This is a genomic window from Rhizobium sp. ARZ01, assembly GCF_014851675.1.
Lineage (GTDB): Bacteria > Pseudomonadota > Alphaproteobacteria > Rhizobiales > Rhizobiaceae > Mycoplana.
The window spans coordinates 35,616-59,524 of sequence record NZ_JACVAE010000002.1; the positions used below are offsets into that span (position 1 = coordinate 35,616).

A 23,909-nucleotide genomic window follows, 5' to 3' on the forward strand; every position below is an offset into this window, starting at 1 on the left:
TCCGGGCGTTGATCACGATGGGAGCGTCCCGCACCATCCCGCAGTCGCGCGGGCAATATAGCACGTTGGCCTGCCGGAGCGCACTGCCGGAGCGCCGGGCTCGTGACCTTGGCAGAATCGGAAGGGCCCGCACCCTGTGTTCAGCAGGATGCGGGCCCTGTCGTTTACGTCGCTGGCATCGACTCAGAGAGTAGCGCCAACCTTCCGCAGGTCCGCCAGGATCGGTGCCTGCGGCAGCCAGATTTTGTCGTATTCAGCGATGATCTTCTCCGCATCGGCAACCTGCACGTCCTTGATCGGTATCGATGCAGCGGCAAACTGTTCGAGCAGCTTCGGCTCGTTGTCCACCGTCGCGTCGATCTGGGCGTCGAGTGCCGTTTTGGTGACCTTGCTGATCAGTTCGCGGTCGGCTTCCGGCAGGGTCTTCCAGACGCGACCGGAGGCGAGCGCAACGACGGGCATGAAGATCGCATTCATCTTCAGCATGGTCTTGGCAACCTTGTCGAAACGCTGGTTCCACGAGAGGTCCAGGTCGGCCTCGAGACCGTCCACCTGGCCGTTGGACATGGCGTCGAATACTTGCGGGGTCGGGATCGGCGTCGGTGCTGCGCCCAGCAGCTGGTAGAAATCGCGGTAGGCGGGCGTCGTGTTGATGCGCAGCTTCATGCCCTTGAGATCGTCAAGGCCGTTGATCTCCTTGGCCGAGAAGACCACGCGCATGGTGGTGATGCCCCAGGCCAGCCCGATCGTGCCGGTTTCCGCCGGCAGAACGTCGAGCAGCTTCATGGCGATCGGATCACGGACAAGCTTGGCGACCTTGGCAGTGGAATCGACAACCCACGGGGCGTTGATCGCGGCAACCGTGGGAATGCGCGAGCCGAGTTCGGCCGTCATGATCCAGCCGAGGTCGAGGGCGCCGCTCTGCATCTGCTGCAGCATGGCTGCTTCAGTACCCAACTGGTTGGCCGGGAAGACTTCGATTGACAGACGGCCGTTGGTTTCGGCCTTGAGCGCCTCGCCGACTTTCAGAGCGGCATTGTTCCAGGGGTGGCCAGGAGGGGTGGTAATGCCGAGGCGGAGAATGCGCGCCTCCTGGGCGCGCAGCACCGACGGTGCGCCCAGCGTGAAGGCGGCGGCACCGAGTGCGGAATTGCGGATCAAAGTACGGCGTGTAAGCGTCATATCAACTTCCTCTGGTTGGATCGCTTTGATTATCGGGACATGAAGGTCGAGAGTGCCGGGAAGACCGAGAGAAGGACGAGCACCAGGCACGACACGAAGAAAAAGGGCAGCGTGACGATGAACATCTTGCCAGGCTTGGCCCCCGTCACGGCAGCGGCGACGAAGAAGCACAGCCCGACCGGCGGCGACAGGAAGCCGAGCACGAGGTTGATCACCACGACCACGCCGAAATGGATCGGGTCGATACCATAGACCTCGGTGGCAATCGGCAGCAGGATCGGTACCGTCATGATCAGGCCGGGCGCGCCGTCGATGACAGTGCCGATGACCAGCAGGATGACGTTGACCAGCAGCATGAAGGTGATCGGGTCGGATGCAATGGTCTGGACCCAGCCCGCAACCTGCTGCGGCACCATGCCGTAGACGAGCACCCACGAGAACACACTGGCCGCAGCGACGAGGAACAGCACGACAGCGGAGTAGATCCCGGCCCGCAGCAACATGGTCGGGAGTTGAGACAGCTTAAGTTCGCCGATCCAGAAGCGGCCGACCAGCACGGCGGCGACGGCGCCGACGGCGGCAGCCTCGGTGGGATTGGCCAGGCCGCTCAGGATGGAACCGACGATGATCACCGGGATCAGCAGCGTCGGCAGCGCATTGAGAACCGTGCGTGCACGTTCGCGCAAGGTTGCCCGTTCGCCACGCGGATAGTTGTAGACAAAGCCCATCGCCGCAATGATGAAGCAGAACGCGATCGTCAGCAGGACGCCCGGCACGATGCCGGCAGCCAGCATGTCGCCGACGGGTACCTGGGCGAGAACACTATAGACCACGAACATGATGGACGGCGGAATGATCGGGCCGAGCATACCGGCATAGGCCGTAAGGCCGGCGGCAAAGGTCTTATCGTAGCCCTTCTTCTCCATTTCCGGCACCATCATCTGCGCCATAACGGCGACCTGCGCCGTTGCCGAACCGAGGATCGAGGCCACGAACATGTTCGCGATCAGGTTCACATAGGCGAGACCACCCTTCATGGAGCCGATGAAGGCCATGGTCATCTCGATGATGCGCTTGGTGATGCCGCCGCCGTTCATGACCTCGCCGATCAGCACGAAGAGCGGAATGGCGATCAGCCCGTAACTGTCGACACCGCCGAAGAGCTGCGTCGGGAAGCTCTGAAAGAGCAGCGGATTGCCGGAGGCGAAGATGTAGACCACGCTGACGAGGCAGAGGCAGATGCCGATCGGAACGCCGACCAGCATGAACACAAGAAATGCGGCGCTCGTAATCATCAGTTGATCCCCTCGGCAGTCTTGAATTCCGGATGCGTCCGCCGTTCAGACCAACCGAGATCCTCCACAATGTTGGCAAGGCCATGCAGCGTCATGGTGATTGCAAACAGCGGAACCACGAGATTGACCGCCCAGGTCGGCCAGCTCAGTGTCTGCGTGCGCTCGGTGTAGAGGAAGTTGAAGCTCTCGGCGGCATAGGCCTTGGCATCAAAGCCGGCCCTGGCGATCCCAACGGGATCGAGCCAGACGTAGCACATGGCCGCCAGGGCGATTGCAAATGCGATCAGCAGCAGGGATGCCACAATCTGCATGCGGCGCGCCGCCGGGGGCGAAAGCCGCTCCGTCAGCAAGGTCATGGAAAAATCAAGGCGCAGGCGCGTGAGCGCAGAGCCACCAATGAAGGCCAGCCAGACCATGGCGTACACGGCCGCCTCATCGACCCAGTAGAGCGGCATGCCGGTGTAGCGGGTGACGACGTTCATCAGGATCAGGCCGGTCAGCACGGCCATGAGGCCACCGACGGCGACCTTCTCGATCGCAAGGACACCTTCCGAGAGACGCACGACGAAGCGTGCCGCGGGCGCGATTATTCCGCCTGCGGCGGCCGGTTTAGTCATGGATATTCCCCCAAAGATGGTATAATGTAGATTTTATACATTTTGCGAGTCAACCGATTTTTTGCCTTTTCCCTGTAGCGGATACGTCATGGCTACGACTCTGAAACACCGCACGCTTTCTGGCGCACTGCTCGAGGAAATCCGGCAGGCCATTCTCTCCGGCCACTATTCTGCGGGAAGTCAGCTGCGGCAGGACGCGCTGGCCGAAGCCTATGGCGTCAGCCGCATCCCCATCCGCGAGGCGCTGTTCCATCTCGAGGCGGAGGGGCTGGTGCGGATCGTGCCGCAGAAGGGTGCGGTCGTCTCAGAGCTCTCGCAGGCGGAGATCGACGACGTATTCGAGCTGCGCGCGCTTCTGGAGCCGCGGCTTTTCCGCCGCTCCGCCCCACTATTGTCGAGCGCGGATTTCCAGCAACTGGAGGAGATCCAGGCAACCTACGTCGGCGCGATCAGGGGTGGGGAAATCAATCGGTATGGGCAACTGAACGCCCAGTTGCATGTCGCACTTTACCAGCGCGCAAACCTGCCCCGCACACAGCAGATCGTCGCGTCGCTTCTTCAGACCAGCGACCGGTACACCCGGGTTCAGCTATCGAGCGCCGATGCGATGAAGCGCGCAATGGAAGAACACGCAGAGCTCATTCGCCTGAGCCGGGGCGGCGACTTCGAGGTGGCGGCACAGCTTTTGGAAGCCCACCTCGTTGCGGTCAAAACCGACCTGCTGGCGGTTCTCAAGGGGCAGAACTGACCTCGCCGCGCGCGGACTTCACCGATGATGCTAATCGACGTGGTCGAACATCGACGCATCTCGAGGTCCGGAGCGAGGAAATCAATGCTTTACAGGGAAGAGAAATGGTACGGTTGGGGGGTCTCGAACCTCCGACCTCAGGTGCCACAAACCTGCGCTCTAACCAACTGAGCTACAACCGCACTTCAAGCGCATCGCGCTTGGGGGCTCACATACGGGCACGTCGCCGAGAATGCAAGTCCCTTGTTTGCCCTTCCATATTAAAAAGGGCCGGACAACGCGTCCAGCCCTTTTTGGTCCGCCACACACCCGCCCCCACCCGGATCGAACGGGCGCAGGTGTATGTAAATGACGATGGTCAGGCGACCTTGAAGGTCTTCAGCGCCTTTTCCGCAGCCGACTTGCCGGGCTCGGCAACCTTTTCGGCAACCTTCTTGGTGGCTTCCTGCATGCTCTTTGCCTGCTCGACGACGACTTCAGCTTGCTTGCGCAGGAAGGCAGTCTGGAGCTCGAACAGTTCAGAGACGGACTTTACGCCGAGCAGCGCCTCCATATGCGAAAGCGAGTTCTCGGCATTGGTGCGCAGCGCCTCGATCGCGGCAAGGCCGAGCTCGACGGTGCCGGTCTGGGCGTTCTCGAGCGTCGCCTCAACGACCTTCGTCGCATCCTCGGCGGCGGTCTTCAGCTTGGCATAGGCTTCCTTCGACTGGGTCGCGCCCTTTTCGGCGAAGTCGCGGAAGCTTTCGGATACCTTTGCCGGGTCGAAAGCGGCAATGGAAAATACGTCATCGGTCTTCTTGGCAGCCATTTCAATCATCCTTGATGTGGCCCTCTTCGTGAGGCTCCGAATTGCATGATGGACCGTGTATAGCCGATTTTATTGTGCATTGCAACATGATTGTGCGCCGCACAATGTTAACCCTTCCTCCCAAAAGAGCTGGGGTCTCAGGGGGCAACGCTGGACCGGCCGAAACCGGGTCGCTATTAATAAAGCGTTAAGCGTGCGGCGGGAGCCGCTGGGAACCCATGACAGGCTGCCGATGTCCGCTCATCAGTACCCCTTTATAGATGTCGCCGTTCACGAACGGGTGCGCCTGCCGTTCGCCCGTGGCGAAGCTGTGGTGCTGTTTTCGACAGACATGAAGAGTGTGCTGTGGGCGAACGGACGCGGGGCCGCCCTTTTTGGCTATGCCTCGATCTACGACTTCCTCGATGCACCGACGCCTGTGGACGTCGTCTTTCGTCAGCTTGCTGCTGCTGCACGTCAACTTCCCCACAAGGGCCTGGGGCGGGACTTGTTGCTTCGCATCGGCTCCGGCTTCAGAGGTCTGCCGGTCAGCGCCCATATCGAGCGCATCGCGCTCGCGCCCTGGCAAGACGCCATCCTGTTCAGCACGCCGGTCGCGCAGAAGGACGAGTCCGCGGCTGCACGCGCTGCGTCGATGCTTGCCGGCTTCGACGATCCGGACACGCACATGGCGGTGCTCGACGGCGAAGGCGCTATCGTCGCCGCCTCCCCCGGCTTTGCCGGCCTCGGCATCAGCGAGGATGCACGCCGACGGATGATCGAAACAGCACGCCGCGAAAGCGACGGGCTGGTAAAGCGGCCCATTCCCACCGGCAAGGGGTTGCTCCCCGCAGCGCTCGGTCGGGTTTCGCTGGAACCTGCGCTCAACCTCCTGTTCGCTGTGGAAACGATCCTCGGGCACCTGGATGCGGATCAGGAAGAGATCGCAGCGAGCCCGACGGGAACGCAGGACGAGGACACTGCTGGTCAACTGGCTGAAGCGACAGCGGTGATCGCTGCCGAACCTCCGGCTCCGACAACCTCACAGTCTGCTGAGGAGGCACTGCTGGAGGGTGCGATCTCCATTTCATCACCAGAGCCGGAAGGGGTTTCTTCGAGCGCGCAGTCAATTGAGGCTCAGACCGCGCCCGATGCGCAGGCTGATTCTGCGTCGGCCGCAGATGATGAAAGCATCGAGGTCGCTGCCGAACCGCAGTCGGCGCAACCTCCCGCAGCAATAGAGTCAGAAGAGACCCCGTTCGTCTTCAATCCCGCGGCCCGCCCCGTGCGCTTCGTCTGGAAGATCGACGCCGACGGTATTTTCAGCGAAATTTCCGAAGAGTTCGCCCAGGCGGTTGGTCCGCGTGCGGCTGCGGTGACCGGCCAGCCCTTTGTCGACGTTGCGCACCGTTTCGACTTCGATACCGATGGCACCATCACCGAACTGCTGCGCCGGCGCGATACCTGGTCGGGGAAGACGATCCATTGGCCGGTCGAAGGGACGAACCTGGTCGTGCCGGTCGATCTTGCAGCCCTTCCGACATATTCGCGCGATCGCGAGTTTGACGGCTTTCGCGGCTTCGGCATTGTGCGCACGACGGACGCCGTCGAAGATTCGCATGGCCGCGGCCTGAAACTTGCAGAGCCCGCACAGACCATAGAACGTGAGTCTGTCGCGACTGGTTCGGAGATCGGTGCGCCGGCGGATACAACAACAATCGATGTCGAAGCTTTGCCGGAGGCCGAGGAACAGGACGGGCACGAGGCGGCTGTGACGCCACCATCGCTACTGGACGAATTGCTCGCGGAAGAAGAAGCAGACGGGCCGCCCGAAGCATCCGAGGCATCGCCGGAAAGCCTGCTGAGCGGCCACGGCACACCCGAACCGGAAGACGAGTTCCGCGGCGAACGCCCTGCACTGCGGCTGGTGGAGACGCGTGGAAGACGGCATTCCGAAAAGATCGTCCAACTGGATGACCGGCGCGGCCACTCCGGCACGCTTTCCAGCGGCGAACAGGCGGCGTTCCGGGAGATTGCCCGACAGCTCGGCGAGAGCTTCGGCAAGCGCAAGCCGGAAGACAAGCCTGCAGCCTCCAGCGAGGCCGAAACCCAGCCGCTGGTCGAAAGCGAAAGCACTGCCCCCCTATCGATCGAGCGCAAGGACGACGACCTCGTCGGCGGCGCAAGGCTTGATGACGAAACGGGCGCGGCAACATCAGTTTCATCTGCAGGCAAGACAGTAGACGACCAGGACGAGATGCCTGGCCTCGAGGTCGGCGAGCACGCGAATGATATTTCCCCGAAGCCCGCGACGATAACACCGCCGCGCACAGCGATGGATTACGGCCTGACCGCTTCGATGGTCGACACGCTCCCGGTCGCGCTGCTGATACATGCAGGGGATCGGCTGATCCACGCAAACCCGGAGTTTCTGACCCTCACCGGCTTCTTTTCGCTTGCAGAACTCGAGCGGGCTGGCGGCCTGGACGTGCTGCTCGACCAGCCGGAATCGGAAGACGGGGAGCATTCCGGAACGATGTTGCTTCGTCACGCCGACGGCGAGAGCACCTTGCCCGTCAATGCCCGGCTGCAATCCGTGCGCTGGGAAGACGGCACGGCCTTGATGATGGCCATCCTGCCGACGGCCGCTGCCAAGCGCTCCACGGATGCCTCCGCCAAGGCGATCGAGCCTTTGACGCAATCCTCCGACCATGACGAGATGGAGGCGCTGCGCGACGAGGCAACCGAACTGCGTTCGATACTGGAGACCGCAACGGATGGCGTTGTCATCGTCGGACACGAAGGCGAAATCCGCTCGATCAACCGCTCTGCCAGCGCGCTTTTCAACTATGACGACGACGAGATCCGCGGAAGACCCTTCGCCATGCTCTTCGCCCACGAGAGCCAGAGAGCGGTGCTCGACTATCTGGCCGGCCTTTCCGGCCACGGGGTGGCGAGCGTACTGAACGACGGGCGGGAAGTTATCGGCCGCGAGGCCTCGGGCGGCTTCATTCCGCTCTTCATGACGATGGGGCGACTTTCCTCGACGAGCGGCTTCTGCGCCGTCATTCGTGATATCACACAGTGGAAGCGCACCGAGGAAGAGTTACGCAACGCTAAACGGGCGGCGGAAACTGCCAACGCCCACAAAAGCGAGTTTCTCGCCCGCGTGAGCCATGAAATCCGCACGCCGCTGAACGCGATCATCGGCTTCTCCGACATGATGGCCAGCGAGCGCTTCGGTCCGATCGGCCATCCGCGCTACGTGGAATACGCCAACGATATCGGCCGGTCGGGCCGGCACGTGCTCGACATCGTCAACGATCTTCTGGACATCTCCAAGATCGAGGCCGGGGAGATGGAACTCGATTTTACCGCCGTCGGCCTGAACGAGACCGTTTCTGAAGCGGTATCGCTGGTGCAGCCCCAGGCGAATGGCCAGCGCGTCATCATTCGGACGTCGCTTTCGACGGCTGTTCCTCCGGTCGTTGCCGATCTGCGTTCGATCAAGCAGATCGCGCTCAACATCCTGTCGAATGCGATCCGCTTCACGCCGTCCGGCGGCCAGATCGTCGTATCGACGTCCTATGAGACCAACGGCAGCGTCGTGCTTCGCATCCGCGATACCGGCGTCGGTATGACGCGGAGTGAACTGGAGCAGGCCATGAAGCCGTTCCGGCAGGTGACAACGGGACCGCGCAAGCGTGGCGACGGTACCGGGCTCGGCCTTCCGCTGACCAAGGCGATGGTCGATGCAAACCGTGCGAACTTCTCCATCAGTTCCAGCCCGAACGAGGGCACGCTCGTCGAGGTTACCTTTCCCTCGCCGCGCGTGTTGGCAGTCTGAGACAATTGCGCTACTTCAGGGCGCGCATGGAACACGCCAGCCTTTGATCGGGGATCCCGAATGCAGGCGGCGCGCCGTGCCAGCCGACGCCGTAGGCCGCCCGCCTTGGCGCGGTTGAAGGCCACGGAAAGCCGCACACAAGGAAGATAGCGTTGCAAGTATTTGCTCGTCTCGCCCTGGTAAAGGATCGCAACAGGCCAGGTGCAAATGCGCATCGCACTTTGGTCGGCGCGGCGCTCTTCACCTCCCTCATCGTGCTCATGCCGATCATCGCAATCGTCCTGATCGCATCTGGCGGTTCGGGCAGCGACTGGCCACACCTCTTCAACAATGTCCTGCCGCGCGCGACCCTGCGAACATTGCTGCTCCTTGCCGGCGTCGCGGCCGCGACCGCGGTGACCGGCGTGATAACGGCATGGCTCACGGCCAGTTGCGAGTTTCCGTTGCGCCGCCTGCTCTCGGTGTTCCTCGTACTACCGTTGGCGATACCGTCCTATCTTTCCGCATACGCCTTCGGCGAGTTCCTGGACTACACCGGCCCGGTGCAGACCGCCTTGCGCTCCATTTTCGGCTTCACGACCAGTCGGGATTACTGGTTCCCAGAGATCCGAACGACCGGTGGGGCCGTGCTGGTCCTCGGGTGCGTGCTTTACCCCTACATCTACCTCGCCGCGCGGGCGATGTTCCTGATGCAGGGGCGCGCCGCCGCCGATGTTGCGCGCACGCTCGGAGCCAGCCCCCTCGCCGTCTTCGCCAAGGTGCAGATCCCGATGGCCCGTCCGGCTATCATGGTCGGCCTGACGCTCGTTTCCATGGAAACGCTCAACGACATCGGCGCCGTCGAATACCTCGGCGTGCAGACGCTCACCTTTTCGATATTCGACACCTGGCTCAATCGCGGCAGCCTTGCCGGTGCCGCGCAGATTGCCTGCGTTATGCTCGTCTTCGTCGCCGCCCTGCTTTTCATCGAGCGCGCCGCACGCCGCAGTCAACGCTTCACCAGCAGCAAGACGACAGCCGCGGTCGCCGACTCGATCCGGCTGAACCTTCTTGGCTGGAAGCGATGGGCCGCCATGATCGCCTGCCTGCTTCCACCACTGTTCGGTTTTGCGATTCCGGTTCTCGTCCTCGGCTCCTATGCCATAAAGCGACTGGATCAGTTCGCCTCGCTCCGCCTCCTGTCGGCACTCTGGCACAGCGTGCTGATCTCATTTTCAACCGCATGCGTCGCAGTCCTGCTCGCCTTTCTGCTCGCCTATGCGGCGCGCGCGGCGCGATCTCCGCTCACAACGATCGCCGGGCGCCTCGCCTCGTTCGGATACGGCGTGCCGGGAACCGTGCTCGCCATGGGCGTGCTCATCCCGCTTGCGCGGTTTGATAACGGCATCTCTGCGCTGACGCGCGACTGGTTCGGCTTCTCGACAGGGCTGCTGCTTTCCGGCAGCGGATTCGCCATCATCTATGCCTGTACCGTTCGTTTTCTCACCATGGCCGAGGGGACGATCGACGCCGGCTTCCACAAGCTCTCCCCACACCTCGACATGGCCGCGCGAACCTTGGGCCGGACAAGCGCGCAGGCTTTCCGTTCCGTCTTGCTGCCAATGATGCGGCCGGCGACGCTGACGGCAGCATTGCTCGTTTTCATCGAAGCAATGAAGGAACTGTCGGCAACGATCATGTTGCGGCCCTTCAATTTCAATACGCTGGCGACACTCGTCTACGAGGATGCCTCGCGGGCAAAGGTGGAGGATGCGTCGGTTGCAGCGATCATCATCGTCGCGGCTGGACTTGTGCCCGTATTCCTGGTGTCGCGCTCACTGAGCGCCGACAACGACGGTCGATAAAAAGAGGGCGACCTTTCGGTCGCCCACAACAATTAGATGCTGTCCAACTAAAGCGTCAGGAAACGACGTCATGCCATGAAGGCGGCTGGGCCGCCGAAACCGTCCTCACATTGGACGTGCTCAAGTCAGGTAGACCATGGCCGTCCGGGCCTTAACAAATCCTTACCTCGCGATCAGCAAGCCGCCGGCACCATTCACTTCTTGTTGAAGTTGGTTAATCCGGGCGGTTTGAAATCGTTAACGTCGCCAGAGGTTTGCCCGATCCCGGAACCCGTTAGATCTTGAGCGCCGCAAGGTTGGCGAAGAGTTCCAGGGCTTCCGGATTTGCGAGTGCCTCCTTGTTCTTGACCGGCCGCCCGTGGACGACCTCGCGCACGGCGAGCTCGACGATCTTGCCTGACTTTGTCCGGGGGATGTCGGCCACCGCGACGATCTTCGCCGGCACGTGACGCGGCGAGGCGCCAGTGCGAATCCGGGTCTTGATCGCCTTCTCCAGAGCCTCATCGAGAACCGATCCGGGTGCCAGTCGCACGAACAGGACGACACGCACGTCGTCATCCCAGTCCTGACCGATGCACAGCGCCTCGAGCACTTCTTCCATCTGCTCGACCTGATTGTAGATCTCGGCCGTTCCGATCCGCACCCCGCCGGGGTTCAGCGTCGCATCCGAACGCCCGTGGATGACGATGCCGCCGTGTTCGGTCCTTTCGGCGAAGTCGCCGTGGCACCAGACGTTGTCGAAGCGCTCAAAATAGGCCGCGCGGTACTTCGCACCATCCGGATCGTTCCAGAACATCACCGGCATCGACGGGAACGCCCTAGTGCAGACGAGTTCGCCTTTCTCCTGGCGGACCGGCTGGCCCTCCTCGTTCCAGACATCGATGGCAAGGCCAAGACCCGGCCCCTGGATCTCGCCGCGCCAGACGGGCTTGAGCGGTACGCCGAGCACGAAACAGGAGACGATGTCGGTGCCGCCGGAAATCGAGGCAAGCTGCACGTCCGGTTTGATCCCCTCGTAGACGAAGCTGAACCCCTCCGGCGACAGTGGCGAGCCGGTCGAAGTCAACAGGCGAAGCTTGGATAGATCATGGCTGTTGTGCGGCGTCAGTCCGCTCTTCCTCAGAGCGTCGATGTATTTGGCCGACGTGCCGAACACGGCAAAACCTTCGTCAGCGGCATAGTCGAACAACACGTTTCCGTCGGGATGGAATGGCGAACCGTCGTAGAGGCAGAGCGTGGCGCCGACGGCAAGCCCAGAGGCCAGCCAGTTCCACATCATCCAGCCGCAGGTGGTGAAATAGAAGAGCCGTTCACCATCTGTCAGGCCGCAGTGGTACCGATGTTCCTTCAGGTGCTGCAACAATGTGCCGCCGGCCGAATGAACGATGCACTTGGGAACCCCCGTCGTTCCGGAGGAAAAGAGGATGTAGAGGGGGTGGCTAAATGGCAGGCGGCAGAAGGTTACGGGCGCAGCAGCAAAAGGAGCGACAAAATCAGCAAGCGTCTTGCCGTTTCCGACCGAAGCCGCGACCGCGACGGCATCGCCGGCATAAGGCATGACGAGCACCGGTACGTTCAGTTTCGCGGAAACGGCCTTGATCTTGGCACCAACGTCCTGGAGCTTGCCGTTGTACCAGTAGCCGTCGCAGGCGATGAAAAGCTTCGGCTCGATCTGGCCAAAACGATCCAGGACGCCTTGTTCACCGAAATCTGGAGAGCAGGACGACCAGATGGCACCGATGGACGCGGCGGCGAGCATGCAGGCGATCGTCTCGGGCATGTTCGGCATCATCGCCGCAATCCGATCGCCTTCCCCGATTCCCATAGCGGTGAAGGCCTGCTGCAGCCGCGAGACCTGCGCATGCAACTCATCCCAGCTCCAGCGATAGGCGGCCTTGTCCTCCCCGCGGAAGATCAGCGCATCGTCGCGCCCCGTATTGCGGAGCAGGTTTTCCGCAAAGTTCAAGGTCGCATCGGGGAAGTAGCGGGAAGTCAGCATCCTGTCATCATTGATGAGCGCCCGCTCGCCGCGATCGCCGATGACATGGCAATCCTCCCAGACGGCTGACCAAAACGCGCCGCGGTCATCAACCGACCAGGCGTGGAATGCGTCGTATCCGTCGAACTTGCGTCCGGCGCGCACCCCACAGGCCCTCATGAAGAGAGCCATCGGGCTCTTTTCCAGCACCTCGCGCGACGGCTCCCAAAGCGGCATTTCAGGGTTCATTGCTTCCTCCACTCCATTGATGCCTCTATATCATTTTGCGCCGCAGTATAAAGCGAGCAGAACCGCAAGCGCGTGCATAAGCGGCATTTTCATCTCTGCCCCATTTGATTTCCCGGGCCCGAAAGCCTATCCCCCTTAGCCGGGCGGGGCGCGCCCCATCGTCAATGGCAGTCACCGCAATGGGGTCCTTCAACTTGGTTCATCCGAGAAATCTGCTGCGGCTCTTCGCGGCAATGGCCGCTCTCGCGCTGATCCTGCGTCTCGCGGGCCCATTCCTTGTTTCGACCGATCGTGTGGAGCGCGAGATCGAAGCCAAGCTTTCAGGCTGGATGGATACGCAGATGAGCTTCTCCGGCACGCCGAGCTTTACCGTCTGGCCATATCCCGAGATCGGATTCGAACACGTGCGACTGCGCAATTCTGATGGAGGGAGCGGCGAAGATGCGGATCTTGTCACCGCGGAGCGTATCTCCGCCAGCATCAGCCTGATCGGCTACCTGTTTGGCGCCCCCGATCTTGGTGACATCGAGATGATCAGGCCAACCTTCCATTTCCGCCGCTATGAAGACGGCGCGCTGAACTGGCGCGCTGGCAGCACGCTCGAAGGAGAACTTACGGAGACGCAGAGCAAGCAGCAGCGTATCGACACTCCGCCCGATTTCGGCACTGTGGTCATTCGCGACGGCACGGTAGTCGTCGACGATCTCACGAGGTACGAGCGCTACAACATTGCGAACGTCGAAGGCAGCGTCGCCTGGCCAAACGCATCCTCGGATCTCGAGATCTCACTACAGGGGGTCCTCAATGGTGAGGCCGCCACATGGACGTTCACGACAGATGAACCGATGAACCTGCTCGACGGACGGGATGCGGCAGTTCGCACTTCGCTTGCCTCCGACCCGCTGACGATCGATTTCGAAGGTACGGCAAATCTCTCGAAAGGCGCCTTCACCACCGGCAAGATCAGGATTGGCACCCCCTCGTTCGGCGATCTCCTCGCGTGGCGCGGGACAAGTTTTACGCCTGGGAGCAGGATAGGCAGCGTAGCCCTCGAGGGCACGGTCACAACCAGCGGCCATGCGGCGCGCCTCGACAATCTCGCCCTGACGATCCAGGGTTCGAATGCGACCGGCGTCCTCGACATTAGTATTCCGCCACGCGACACCCCCAGCATCGCAGGAACGCTTGCGTTCGACCAAATCGACCTGTTGTCCATGATTGATGCTTACGCACCACTCGCTCGTGAAGACGATGGCTCGCTTCCATTGTCGGTCGTGGCAGCCAAGGGCATTGACCTTGACATGCGCATTTCCGCGAAGGAGGCCACGTTCGAGCCGCTGTTGCTAACGGATTTCGCCGCAGGCATCCGCTCAGTGGATGGCGAAGCATCGCTCGACATCGGCGACGGGACGTTGCTGGGTGGAAATATCAGCGGTCGGATAGCGGCGAGAAATCAGGAGCTTAAGCAGGACGGCGAACTTCGGCTGTCGCTCCGGGACGTCGATCTCGGCGAACTTGTCAGTCTGTCGGGCCTCACTGGACCGCTGCCGACCGGACGGGGCGCAGCCGACATCGACCTTTTCACAGACCAACGCCTACAGCGACTTAACAAGGCGGATGTAACCGGAACCTTCAGGCTCAGTTTTCAAGACGGATCAGTCACGAATTTCGATCTCCCTGCCTTCGAGCAGCGTGCACAGGGCGAGACCGTCTTCAAGTTGGAGGAAACGTCCGGCGGATCGTTCGAGTTTGCCACCGCCACCCTCGAAGGGCACGTGGATCGTGGCATCGCGGAACTCAGCAAGGCGATATTCGAGGGAGCGGAGAAAACGCTGTCGATTTCTGGAATAGTCCCTTACCGCGACGGCAACGTCGCGCTCGCCGGCTCGCTTGCCGATAGCACCCCGCCAGATGCGGCGATCGTCAAGCCCGCCGTCAACTTCCTCGTCGGCGGTTCCTGGCCCAAACTGGCCATCTCACCAGTAGGTATCCTGCTGCAGAGCCCTGCGAATTGAAGGCGGTGACTGGCGGTCGATTGGACCGCCAGTCACTGTTCTTAAGTTGAAGCTCGCTCCCGCCCGAACTAGCGACCGGCGAAAGCCGCCTGCTCGTCTCGTTGACGCTGCAGTTCACGGCGTTTGGTCGTGATCGAGGCAATGATCACACCGATCGTCACGAACCCGATGAGGATCGTACAGGCGGCGTTGATCTCCGGCGTAACGCCAAGGCGCACCTGGCTGTAGATTTTCATCGGCAGCGTGGTTGCTCCAGGTCCGGTGGTGAAGCTCGAGGTCACCAGGTCGTCAAGCGACAGGGTGAAGGCCAGGACCCAGCCGGAAAACACGGCGGGCGCAATAATCGGCAACGTCACTTCAAAGAACGTCCGAAGCGGCGTTGCGCCGAGATCAAGCGCTGCCTCCTCGATCGATTGATCAAAGGAGAGCAGACGCGACTGGACGACAACGGCAACGAAACACATCGTGAAGGTGATGTGCGCCAGCGTCAGCGTCCAGAAGCCGCGATCGAGACCGATCGCAACGAACAACAACAGCAGTGAAAGACCGGTGATGACCTCGGGCATGACAAGCGGCGCGTAGACCATGCCTGAGAAGAGAAGGCGACCACGAAAGCGCGTGTAGCGAACGAGTGCTATCGCCGCCAGGGTGCCGAGCACAGTTGCAACCGTCGCGGAAATCAGACCGACGCGTATCGTCACCCACGCGGCATCGAGCAGACCCTGATTGTGGAACAGCGCCACGTACCATTTCGTCGAGAACCCGGCCCAGACAGTGACGAGCTTGGACTCGTTGAACGAATAGACAACCAGCAGAATGATAGGCAGGTACAGAAACGCAAAACCGAGAACGACAGAGGCAATGTTGAAGCGGGACCATCTTGTCATGATTATCTCCCCTGCTCGTCGGCTTTCGCCTGCATGTTCTGGAAAAAGACGATCGGGACGACAAGGATCAGCAGGAGAACGGTCGCCACCGCTGCCGAGACCGGCCAGTCACGGTTGGCGTTGAACTCGGTCCACAACGTCTTGCCGATCATCAGCGTTTGCGAGCCGCCAAGCAGGTCGGGGATGACGAACTCGCCCACGGCTGGAATGAAGACGAGCATGCAGCCCGCCACGACGCCCGCAAGCGACAATGGAAACGTTACCTTCCAGAAGGCCGTGATGGGCGGGCAGCCGAGGTCTTGCGCGGCCTCGATCAGCGAATGGTCCATCTTCTCCAGGGCCGAATAGATCGGCAGAACCATGAAGGGCAGATAGGAATAGACGATGCCGATGTAGACCGCTGTGTTCGTATTGAGAATGATCAATGGATCGTCGATCACGCCGACCGCCAGCAGGAACTGGTTGAGCAACCCCTCCGGCTTGAGGATCGCGATCCAGGCGTAGACGCGGATCAGGAAGCTTGTCCAAAATGGCAGGATCACGAGCATCAGCAGCGTTGGACGCCAGGTGCGCGGGGCCTGCGCCATGCCGTAGGCGATCGGATAGGCGATCAGTAGCGTCAGGAACGTGGATATGATCGCGATCTTCAGGCTCGACAGATATGCGTTCATGTAGAGCGCGTCTTCCGTCAGCCAGATGAAGTTGTCGAAGCTCAGTTGCTGAAGGCTTGCCCAGATGCCGGCAAGACCGTCGGACAGGGAAAAGACCGGTTCGTAAGGAGGTTGGGCAACCGCGGTCGTCGAAAGCGAGATGCGGAAAACGATGGCGAACGGGACCAGGAAGAAGAACAGCAGCCAGGCATAAGGGATAATGATGACCAGGCGGCGGAAGATGGCGGAGCCGAGCTTGGTCATGGTTTCAATCCCTCAGGACAACGCCGGCAGTCTCGCCGAAGGAGACCCAGACTTTCTCGTCATAGCCGATCGGATTTTCCACCTCGCGCTGCGCATTGAGCATTGAGGTCTTTATGACCTTGCCGCTCGGCAGCTTTATGCGCAGCACGGTCATGTCACCCAGGTAGCCGATGTCCCAGACCTCGCCTTCGGAGGTATTGACCGTCGGATCTGCAGGTGCCGTACGGCTGATTTTCAGCTTTTCCGGGCGAATGACAAATGCCGCATCTGCCCCGGCAGCGGGTGCGGCCTCGCTCACCGCGCGAACCGTGAAGTCGGCATCGGCGATCTCGATCCTGCCATTTCCAGTCGTCTTGACCTTGCCCTCCAGGATGTTCACGTCGCCGATGAAGTCGGCAACGAAGCGCGAATTCGGCGCTTCATAAATTTCCGCAGGCGTTGCGACCTGAATGACCTTACCGTGGCTCATCACCGCGATCCGGTCGGCCATTGTCATCGCTTCTTCCTGGTCGTGCGTGACGACGACGAAGGTCAGGCCAAGCTCCTGCTGCAGGTCCATCAACTCGAACTGCGTTTCTTCCCGCAGCTTCTTGTCGAGCGCGCCGAGCGGTTCATCAAGCAGCAGAACCTTCGGCCGTTTCGCGAGCGATCGCGCCAGCGCCACGCGCTGGCGTTGGCCGCCGGAGAGCTGCTGGGGCTTCCGTTTCGCGAACTGTTCGAGCTTGACCAGCTTCAGCATCTGCGCGACGCGTGCGGCGATCTCGGGCTTGGGCATGCCGTCCTGCCTGAGGCCGAAAGCGATGTTGCTTTCCACCGTCATGTGCGGAAACAGCGCATAGGACTGGAACATCATATTGACCGGCCGCTTGTAGGGCGGGATCGCGGCAATGTCCTGGCCATCGAGGATGATCTCGCCCGAGGTCGGGCGCTCGAAGCCTGCAAGCATCCGCAGCAGCGTCGACTTACCGCAACCGGATGCTCCGAGCAGTGCAAAAAACTCGCGATTGTAAATGTTCAGGGTCAGATTATCGACGGCAACAAAATCGCCGAACTTTTTCGTCACATTGCGGAACGTTATAAACGGCTTCTCGCTCGGATCCGCCCACGGCGTGAAGGAACGACGGATATTGCCAAGAGATTTCATTGCTGTCCCCATCTCTTTTTCTTGCAGTCGAAACGAAATTGCCCGGAAAGTGCTTCCGGGCAATCCCTCTTCGACCGGTTACTGACCGGTCACGACCCTCGTCCACGTCCGCGTGAACAGACGCTGCGTCTTGGCGTCCAGCGTCGTGTTGGTGAAGAGTTTCTTCAGCGTTGCCTCGTCCGGATAGATCGTCGGATCGTTCACGATTTCCGGAGCGAGAACGGCCTGCGAGGCCTTATTGCCATTGGCGTAATGTATGTAGGTCGAGGCCTTGGCAATCACTTCCGGACGCATGATGTAGTTCAGGAACTCGTGCGCTTCCTCGACGTGCGGTGCGTCTGCCGGAATGGCCATTTGGTCAAACCACATCTGCGTGCCTTCCTTCGGGATCACGTAACCCACGTCGACGCCGTTGTTGGCTTCCACAGCCCGGTCGCGCCCCTGGAAGATATCGCCCGACCAGCCGATGGCGATGCAGATATCGCCATTTGCGAGGCCGTTGATGAATTCCGACGAATGGAACTTGCGCACGAATGGCCGGATCTTCATCAGCGCTTCCTCGGCCTTGGCGACATCGGCCGGGTCATGGCTGTCGGGGTTCAGGCCGAGAGAGGCGAGCGTGACAGGGATGATGTCCGTCGGCGAATCCAGCATGTTGATGCCGCAATCCTTGAGCTTTTCAGCATTTGCCGGATCGAAGATCACGTTCCAGCTGTCGATCTGGTCAGTGCCGAGGGCTTCCTTGACCTTGGCCTTGTTGTAGCCAATGCCGATGGTGCCCCACATGTAGTTGATCGAGTACTCGTTGCCGGGATCGAACGGCTCCATGCGCGCGCTGATCATGTCCCACATGTTCTTCAGGTTCGGCAGCTTCGACTTGTCGAGCTTCTGGTACACGCCCGCCGCAATCTGGCGCTGCAGGAAGGTGTTCGTCGGAACAACGATGTCGTAGCCCGTGCCACCTGTGAGCAGCTTTGCTTCCACGGTCTCGTTTGAGTCGAAAACGTCGTAGACGACCTTGATCCCCGTTTCGTTGGTGAAATCTGTGAGGATCGACTCGTCGATGTAGTCTGACCAGTTATAGACATTCACGACCCGTTCCTGCGCCATAGCCGGAAAGCCGGCAATACCAGACAGGGCCGCAATGGCGACAGTCGCCAAAAGGTTACGTGTTTTCATGAACATGGCTCCCAGTTTTCTATTTGTCGTTCCCGAAAGGCGGTCATGTGCAATTATGTTTTTTTTCCCATGCACGACAAGCTTCATTCTCATGTGAAACTTTGCCACGACATTGGTATCACATTTTGACCATTCCTATCATATTTGAAATCGCATCCGTTGCGGAAAGCAAGCGGAATCTTACTGGAAATCAAAAAGACTGAGGCCCGTCACCATCTCGTCCAAACCAAGCGGACGCGTTACGGGCGGCTCCGCGCGCGCCAAACATCCCTGCCGCTCGCAAAGCCGGCAGGCGGTGCCGACGGGGATTGATGCAGGTTGCCCGCCCGCTTCTCCATAAACGGTTTCTGCGGCCGATCCCGCGTCACAACCGATCAGCAGCGCCGTACGGCGCACGCGCTCACCGAAGGCCGCCTGCGGCCCCTCGAGCGTTCTGGACACAACGAGGAATTTCGCACCGTCCGGCATCTCGACGTGATCGGTCAGGATCTGCCCTGGCTGGGCAAAAGCAGCATGGATATTGAGCTTCGGACAGCCGCCGCCGAAGCGCGCCTGCGGAAACCCCTGTGCACCGGCCCTGCGGAACCGATGGCCGGCGCTATCGATTTCAAGCAGGAAGAAGGGAATAGCCGAACGTCCTGGCCTCTGCAGCATCGTCAGCCGGTTTGCCGCCTGCTCATAGGAAACGGAAAAGCGCGAACGGAGAACATCAATATCGAAACGCGCCCGCTGTGCCGCGGTGCAAAACGCCTCATACGGCATCATCAAGGCATGCGCCGCGTACCGCGCCAACTCGAAGCGAGCGATGCGGCGCGCCTCGTTTCCCAAGAGCTTGAGGTCATTGAGTTCCGCCATGATCTCATCCTGCAGGACGATCTGCACGGTCTCCATGGCAATTTCCCGCAACTGGTCATGCATCGACAGGCGCTCGGAGAGGAAGAGCCGCATGGAATGCCGATCGAAGCGACGGCGCAAGGTCGGCATGGCGTGAATTGGCAGGAGGCGCACAACAACGCCATGCTCCTTCTTCAACCAAGCCTTCAGTGCCCCCAGAAGATCGTCGCTGGGCGCAAGCGCTTCATGGAAACGCTCTGCGGCCACATCGATCCCATCGAAGTAGTTGGGGCGCTGCTCGAGCTTCTCGCGCACTTCATCCATAGGCAGGCGCGCCCCGGCAAGCGATGTCGCATGCCCCTCGCGGGACAGAAGCTCCGCGAGATCAGTAAGGCGCGACGCCTGTTCGCGGTATGCGCGATAGAGCTTGAGAATGCCGCCGGCGACGTTCGGCGCGACGTCAGCGACCTCGACCAGTTCCTGGTCGCCAGGCAGTTCGCCCGTAAGCAGCGGATCGGCAAACACCTCCCGCAATTGCCGGGCGCTGCCGGTCGCCTCGCCCTGCAGGTCCTCCAGATCGACCTTGTAGACGGAGGCGAGGCGCAGAAGAAGTTGCACCGTCAGCGGACGCTGGTTGCGCTCGATCAGATTGAGATAAGAGGGCGAGATGGAGAGTGCCTCCGCCATCGCAGTCTGAGTCAGGCCGAGCGTGTTGCGAATACGGCGAACCTTCGGGCCCGCGAAGATCTTGTTCTCAGCCATTTGTCAATCCATTGACACGCGGAAGCCTTCAATGAGGGCGTAAGCGCTTTTACAGTTTTGACAAATTTACAGGAGCAGTCTGTCAATGGCAACACATGATAACCCGTTTGCGTGCCGCGATTTATCAATAGTTCTCGCGAACTTGTGCGCTGCGATGTAAATCTTTCCACATCGAAACCACGGGCAAGCACACCGAGCAAGGATGTGAAGCCACATGACAGACTCGATGGAGGCAGACACAATGACCGACTTTTACAATCTCGTTCCGACCGCACCGCAGGGCCGTTTCGACGGCATCGAGCGGACCTATACGGCGGAGGATGTAAAGCGTCTGCGCGGCTCCGTCCAAATCAAGCATACACTTGCCGAAATGGGTGCCAACCGACTGTGGAAGCTCATCCATGAGGAAGGCTTCGTCAACGCGCTCGGCGCGCTTTCCGGCAACCAGGCCATGCAGATGGTCCGCGCCGGCCTGAAGGCGATCTACCTCTCTGGCTGGCAGGTAGCCGCCGATGCGAACACGGCATCGGCCATGTATCCGGACCAGTCGCTCTACCCAGCCAACGCCGCACCGGAACTTGCCAAGCGCATCAACCGCACGCTGCAGCGTGCCGACCAGATCGAGACCCAGGAAGGCAAGGGCCTCTCTGTCGAGACCTGGTTCGCCCCGATCGTCGCCGACGCTGAAGCCGGCTTCGGGGGACCGCTCAACTCTTTCGAGATCATGAAGGCGTTCATCGAAGCGGGTGCCGCTGGCGTCCACTACGAGGACCAGCTTGCATCGGAGAAGAAGTGCGGCCACCTTGGCGGCAAGGTCCTGATCCCGACCGCGGCCCACATCCGCAACCTGAGTGCTGCACGCCTCGCCGCTGACGTCATGGGCACGCCGACCCTGATCATTGCGCGCACCGATGCGGAAGCTGCGAAACTTCTCACCTCCGACATCGACGAGCGCGACCGCCCCTTCGTCGACTACGATGCCGGCCGCACCGCCGAGGGCTTCTACCAGGTGAGGAACGGCATCGAGCCCTGCATCGCCCGCGCCATCGCCTATGCACCCTACTGCGACCTGATCTGGATGGAGACCTCCAAGCCCGATCTCGAACAGGCCCGCAAGTTCGCCGAGGCCGTCCACAAGGCGCATCCGGGCAAGAAGCTCGCCTATAACTGCTCGCCATCGTTCAACTGGAAGAAGAATCTGGATGACGCAACGATCGCCAAGTACCAGAAGGAACTCGGCGCGATGGGCTACAAGTTCCAGTTCATCACGCTCGCCGGCTTCCATCAGCTGAACTACGGCATGTTCGAACTGGCCCGCGGCTACAAGGATCGCCAGATGGCGGCCTATTCGGAGTTGCAGCAGGCTGAATTCGCTGCCGAGGTGAACGGCTACACCGCGACCAAGCATCAGCGCGAGGTTGGCACCGGCTATTTCGACGCGGTCTCGATGGCGATCAGCGGCGGGCAGTCGTCGACGACAGCCATGAAGGAATCGACCGAGCACGACCAGTTCAGGCCGGCCGCGGAGTAATCGGGCAACCGCCCCTTGTTTCACTCACTCCCCGCATGTGGGGAGTGAGGCATACCCCCGGACGACGCCTCGTTGCGAGCCGATACTCAACCTGAGTGATGAAGGCGCAGGCAGGCGGACGAAGGGTGGAGGAGAGACCTTCAGTTCAAGAACCCCGTAAGAGGAGAAATGCCATGACTGTCCAGACTCGAGTCAAGGAACGCGCGGAGGAACAATCCTCGGCAATGACGCCAGATCAGCAAGCGGCAATTCGCATGGTAGCGAACGATCTGCACCGACTGAACCAGTCCGTCATGAAGGCGGTTGAGGCCGGCGTGTCCGTCGAGCTCGTCCGCTCCGCTCGCCACCACGGCGGCGACGGCAATTGGGGCGACCTCCTGATTCCGGTGATCGTCACCCAAGGCAGGGGCTGACAGACGCGGCAGCCTTTTCAGCAGTTACGCAAAACAGAAGGCCGGTTCGACCGGCCTTTTTTGCGTCATAAGCTAATTTAGCCACCCACTTGTTTATCGCAATAGTTGTGCCATAGTCGCCCTCACGTTAGGGCAGGTGAACGATGCAGTGCAATGAAACGGCGGATTTGGCTGAGCTGACGGATCTCGTGTATGGCTGCCTTTTCGGCGAGTGCAGTTGGCAAGAATTTCTGGATCGCCTCGCAACAACCGTTCCGAATGGCAAGGCTGCGTTTCACTATCACGATTTCACGGAGCCGATTGCTCGTGTGCCCTATATGTCTGGCTTCAGCAGCTCGGAGATTGATCAGTTCACGAAGCACTTTGCATCGGTTAATCCCTGGATTCCCAGGACCTCACTCGTCCATGTCGGACGGGGCGTGACTGGCGAAGACCTTCTGCCGCGCAACCTCCTGATCAAAACAGAATTTTACAACGATTGGCTGAAACCGCAGGCGGGCTGCGAAACCGCCGTCGGGGTCACGGTGATCCGCGAACCAACGCGCACCTTCGTTCTTTCCACTTGCACCTCATCGGTTGACACCGCCCTCAACAGGCGGGCCGCCGACCTGTACACGGCACTGTCTCCCCATTTGAAGCGCATGGCCGATTTCCTGCGCAAGGCCGATGTCACACTGGGGCCAGGGCGGGCTGGACTGTCATTGTTTGACGCTATCGGAACCGGACTGATCTACGTTTCGGAGAATCGCCTCGCCCGCTCCCTGAACGAAAGCGCGAAGCAAATGATTGCGGGCGGCGCGCCGGTTCGCGTCACGGCGAATGGACGCCTCGGTTTTCAATTGAACGAGATGACGGAACGGCTCGAGTATTTGACATCACGTCACAGTGCTCATGTCGAGCCGCATGTTTCGGTGGTCAAGGGCAGCGACGATGCGCTCTACCGGGTGACATTGATTCGCATGAAGTCCGATATATTTCTAGAGCTTCTGAACGGACCGACGGTGGCTGTCATCGTGGAGCCTATGACAGCAACTCGCCCCTATGTGCGCGAGGAACGCCTCATGGAAAATTTCAAACTGACCCGGAAAGAGACTCGGATTGCTTCCGGCTTACTGACAGGTCTTACCCCGAAGGAAATGGCACTGGCGGATGGCGTCAGTTACGAGACGGTACGCACACATCTCAAAAGCATCTACGCGAAGCTTCAGGTGAACTCACAAGCAGCTCTCGTCGCACTGCTGATGCGGTGACGTCCGCGACCGACCGACAAACGCATCCGTATCGCAACGGCGGCCCTGGGACCGTTTCCGGGCAACAGATGTCGCTCAGAAAAAGGCAATGGTCGTTGCAGCCACTATGGCCAGGAGCAAGGCGGCAGCGGCGCAATTAAAAGCGAGGCCGACCGCGTGGCGACGGTTTTCCTCGGTAGCGGCAATCGCGATGGCACGGGCGGCGGGGCGGCGGTGTTCTGCGGGCATGGCGAGACTCCGTTTACGAGATACGGGCACCCGGATGATCCGGCCAAGCCGGCCCACATCATGTTGCTCCGGCCCTTCCATGAACTGTCCGGCTGGGGCGGAACGCCGACTTCAAAACAGGATCGGCCCGTAACTCTTAACGAAGGGTAAAGCCCGACTACCAGCATTGCCAGCCCTACTTTCGCATGGCTGCCCTGATCGTTTC

The 23,909-nt window shown here is 60.7% G+C and carries 18 protein-coding genes and 1 tRNA gene; 7 read left to right on the plus strand and 12 right to left on the minus strand.

What is annotated here, in order from left to right:
* Window positions 1-183: 183 nt before the first annotated feature.
* The 3 genes from IB238_RS14325 to IB238_RS14335 are packed head-to-tail and all read right to left on the minus strand — an operon-like array spanning window position 184 to window position 3,094.
* Window positions 184-1,182 carry a TRAP transporter substrate-binding protein gene (locus IB238_RS14325; RefSeq protein ID WP_192247979.1) on the minus strand — a complete coding sequence of 333 codons (999 nt, stop codon included), beginning with the start codon at window positions 1,180-1,182 and terminating at the stop codon, window positions 184-186.
* Window positions 1,183-1,211: 29 nt separating this feature from the next.
* Entirely contained in the window at window positions 1,212-2,477 is a 1,266-nt protein-coding gene (locus tag IB238_RS14330) for a TRAP transporter large permease (RefSeq protein WP_192247982.1), read from the minus strand.
* Window positions 2,477-3,094, minus strand: coding sequence for a TRAP transporter small permease subunit (locus tag IB238_RS14335; RefSeq protein ID WP_192247985.1), 618 nt, complete (start codon window positions 3,092-3,094; stop codon window positions 2,477-2,479). The genes IB238_RS14330 and IB238_RS14335 overlap by 1 nt, the downstream gene beginning before the upstream one ends.
* Before the next feature lie 88 nt (window positions 3,095-3,182).
* Between IB238_RS14335 and IB238_RS14340 the strand changes: the two genes are divergently transcribed.
* Window positions 3,183-3,842, plus strand: a complete 660-nt coding sequence (locus IB238_RS14340; RefSeq protein WP_192247988.1) for a GntR family transcriptional regulator — start codon at window positions 3,183-3,185, stop codon at window positions 3,840-3,842.
* A gap of 105 nt (window positions 3,843-3,947) precedes the next feature.
* Here IB238_RS14340 and IB238_RS14345 read toward each other — a convergent pair.
* Together IB238_RS14345 and IB238_RS14350 are read right to left on the minus strand one after the other, a co-directional pair.
* Window positions 3,948-4,024 (minus strand) — tRNA-His (locus tag IB238_RS14345).
* 176 nt (window positions 4,025-4,200) lie between these two features.
* On the minus strand, window positions 4,201-4,650 hold the full coding sequence (locus IB238_RS14350; RefSeq protein WP_192247991.1) for a phasin: 450 nt from the start codon (window positions 4,648-4,650) through the stop codon (window positions 4,201-4,203).
* A 232-nt stretch (window positions 4,651-4,882) separates the two neighbouring features.
* Here IB238_RS14350 and IB238_RS14355 point away from each other — a divergent pair, with 232 nt between their 5' ends.
* Window positions 4,883-8,476 carry an ATP-binding protein gene (locus IB238_RS14355; RefSeq protein WP_192247994.1) on the plus strand — a complete coding sequence of 1,198 codons (3,594 nt, stop codon included), beginning with the start codon at window positions 4,883-4,885 and terminating at the stop codon, window positions 8,474-8,476.
* Window positions 8,477-8,736: 260 nt separating this feature from the next.
* On the plus strand, window positions 8,737-10,320 hold the full coding sequence (locus IB238_RS14360; protein ID WP_192249635.1) for an iron ABC transporter permease: 1,584 nt from the start codon (window positions 8,737-8,739) through the stop codon (window positions 10,318-10,320).
* Between the two features lie 274 nt (window positions 10,321-10,594).
* Here IB238_RS14360 and IB238_RS14365 read toward each other — a convergent pair whose 3' ends face one another.
* Entirely contained in the window at window positions 10,595-12,547 is a 1,953-nt protein-coding gene (locus tag IB238_RS14365) for an acetoacetate--CoA ligase (RefSeq protein ID WP_192247997.1), read from the minus strand.
* Between the two features lie 179 nt (window positions 12,548-12,726).
* Between IB238_RS14365 and IB238_RS14370 the strand changes: the two genes are divergently transcribed.
* Window positions 12,727-14,562 carry an AsmA-like C-terminal region-containing protein gene (locus IB238_RS14370; protein WP_192248000.1) on the plus strand — a complete coding sequence of 612 codons (1,836 nt, stop codon included), beginning with the start codon at window positions 12,727-12,729 and terminating at the stop codon, window positions 14,560-14,562.
* A gap of 68 nt (window positions 14,563-14,630) precedes the next feature.
* Here the strand turns inward: IB238_RS14370 and IB238_RS14375 are convergent, their stop codons facing one another.
* From IB238_RS14375 to IB238_RS14395, 5 genes are all read right to left on the minus strand, one after another.
* Complete coding sequence (locus IB238_RS14375; RefSeq protein ID WP_192248003.1) at window positions 14,631-15,449, minus strand: ABC transporter permease subunit; 819 nt, start codon at window positions 15,447-15,449, stop codon at window positions 14,631-14,633.
* 2 nt (window positions 15,450-15,451) lie between these two features.
* Entirely contained in the window at window positions 15,452-16,363 is a 912-nt protein-coding gene (locus IB238_RS14380; protein WP_192248006.1) for an ABC transporter permease subunit, read from the minus strand.
* 4 nt (window positions 16,364-16,367) lie between these two features.
* Complete coding sequence (locus IB238_RS14385; protein WP_192248009.1) at window positions 16,368-17,507, minus strand: ABC transporter ATP-binding protein; 1,140 nt, start codon at window positions 17,505-17,507, stop codon at window positions 16,368-16,370.
* 78 nt (window positions 17,508-17,585) lie between these two features.
* The gene (locus IB238_RS14390) at window positions 17,586-18,692 is read right to left on the minus strand and encodes a polyamine ABC transporter substrate-binding protein (protein WP_192248012.1); all 1,107 of its coding nucleotides are present in this window, start codon (window positions 18,690-18,692) and stop codon (window positions 17,586-17,588) included.
* A 174-nt stretch (window positions 18,693-18,866) separates the two neighbouring features.
* Window positions 18,867-20,282, minus strand: a complete 1,416-nt coding sequence (locus IB238_RS14395) for an XRE family transcriptional regulator (RefSeq protein ID WP_192248015.1) — start codon at window positions 20,280-20,282, stop codon at window positions 18,867-18,869.
* A 241-nt stretch (window positions 20,283-20,523) separates the two neighbouring features.
* Between IB238_RS14395 and aceA the strand changes: the two genes are divergently transcribed.
* The 3 genes from aceA to IB238_RS14410 all read left to right on the plus strand — a co-directional run bounded on the left by aceA (window position 20,524) and on the right by IB238_RS14410 (window position 23,476).
* Window positions 20,524-21,813: an isocitrate lyase gene (gene aceA, locus IB238_RS14400; protein WP_192248018.1), complete on the plus strand. Its 1,290-nt coding sequence runs from the start codon at window positions 20,524-20,526 to the stop codon at window positions 21,811-21,813.
* Between the two features lie 173 nt (window positions 21,814-21,986).
* Window positions 21,987-22,226 (plus strand): hypothetical protein, encoded by a 240-nt coding sequence (locus IB238_RS14405; protein ID WP_192248020.1) that lies wholly within the window; start codon window positions 21,987-21,989, stop codon window positions 22,224-22,226.
* A gap of 143 nt (window positions 22,227-22,369) precedes the next feature.
* The gene (locus IB238_RS14410; protein WP_192248024.1) at window positions 22,370-23,476 is read left to right on the plus strand and encodes a LuxR C-terminal-related transcriptional regulator; all 1,107 of its coding nucleotides are present in this window, start codon (window positions 22,370-22,372) and stop codon (window positions 23,474-23,476) included.
* A gap of 75 nt (window positions 23,477-23,551) precedes the next feature.
* On the opposite strand, the gene IB238_RS14415 is transcribed toward IB238_RS14410, so the two are convergent.
* The gene (locus IB238_RS14415) at window positions 23,552-23,785 is read right to left on the minus strand and encodes a hypothetical protein (RefSeq protein ID WP_192248028.1); all 234 of its coding nucleotides are present in this window, start codon (window positions 23,783-23,785) and stop codon (window positions 23,552-23,554) included.
* Window positions 23,786-23,909: the final 124 nt, after the last annotated feature.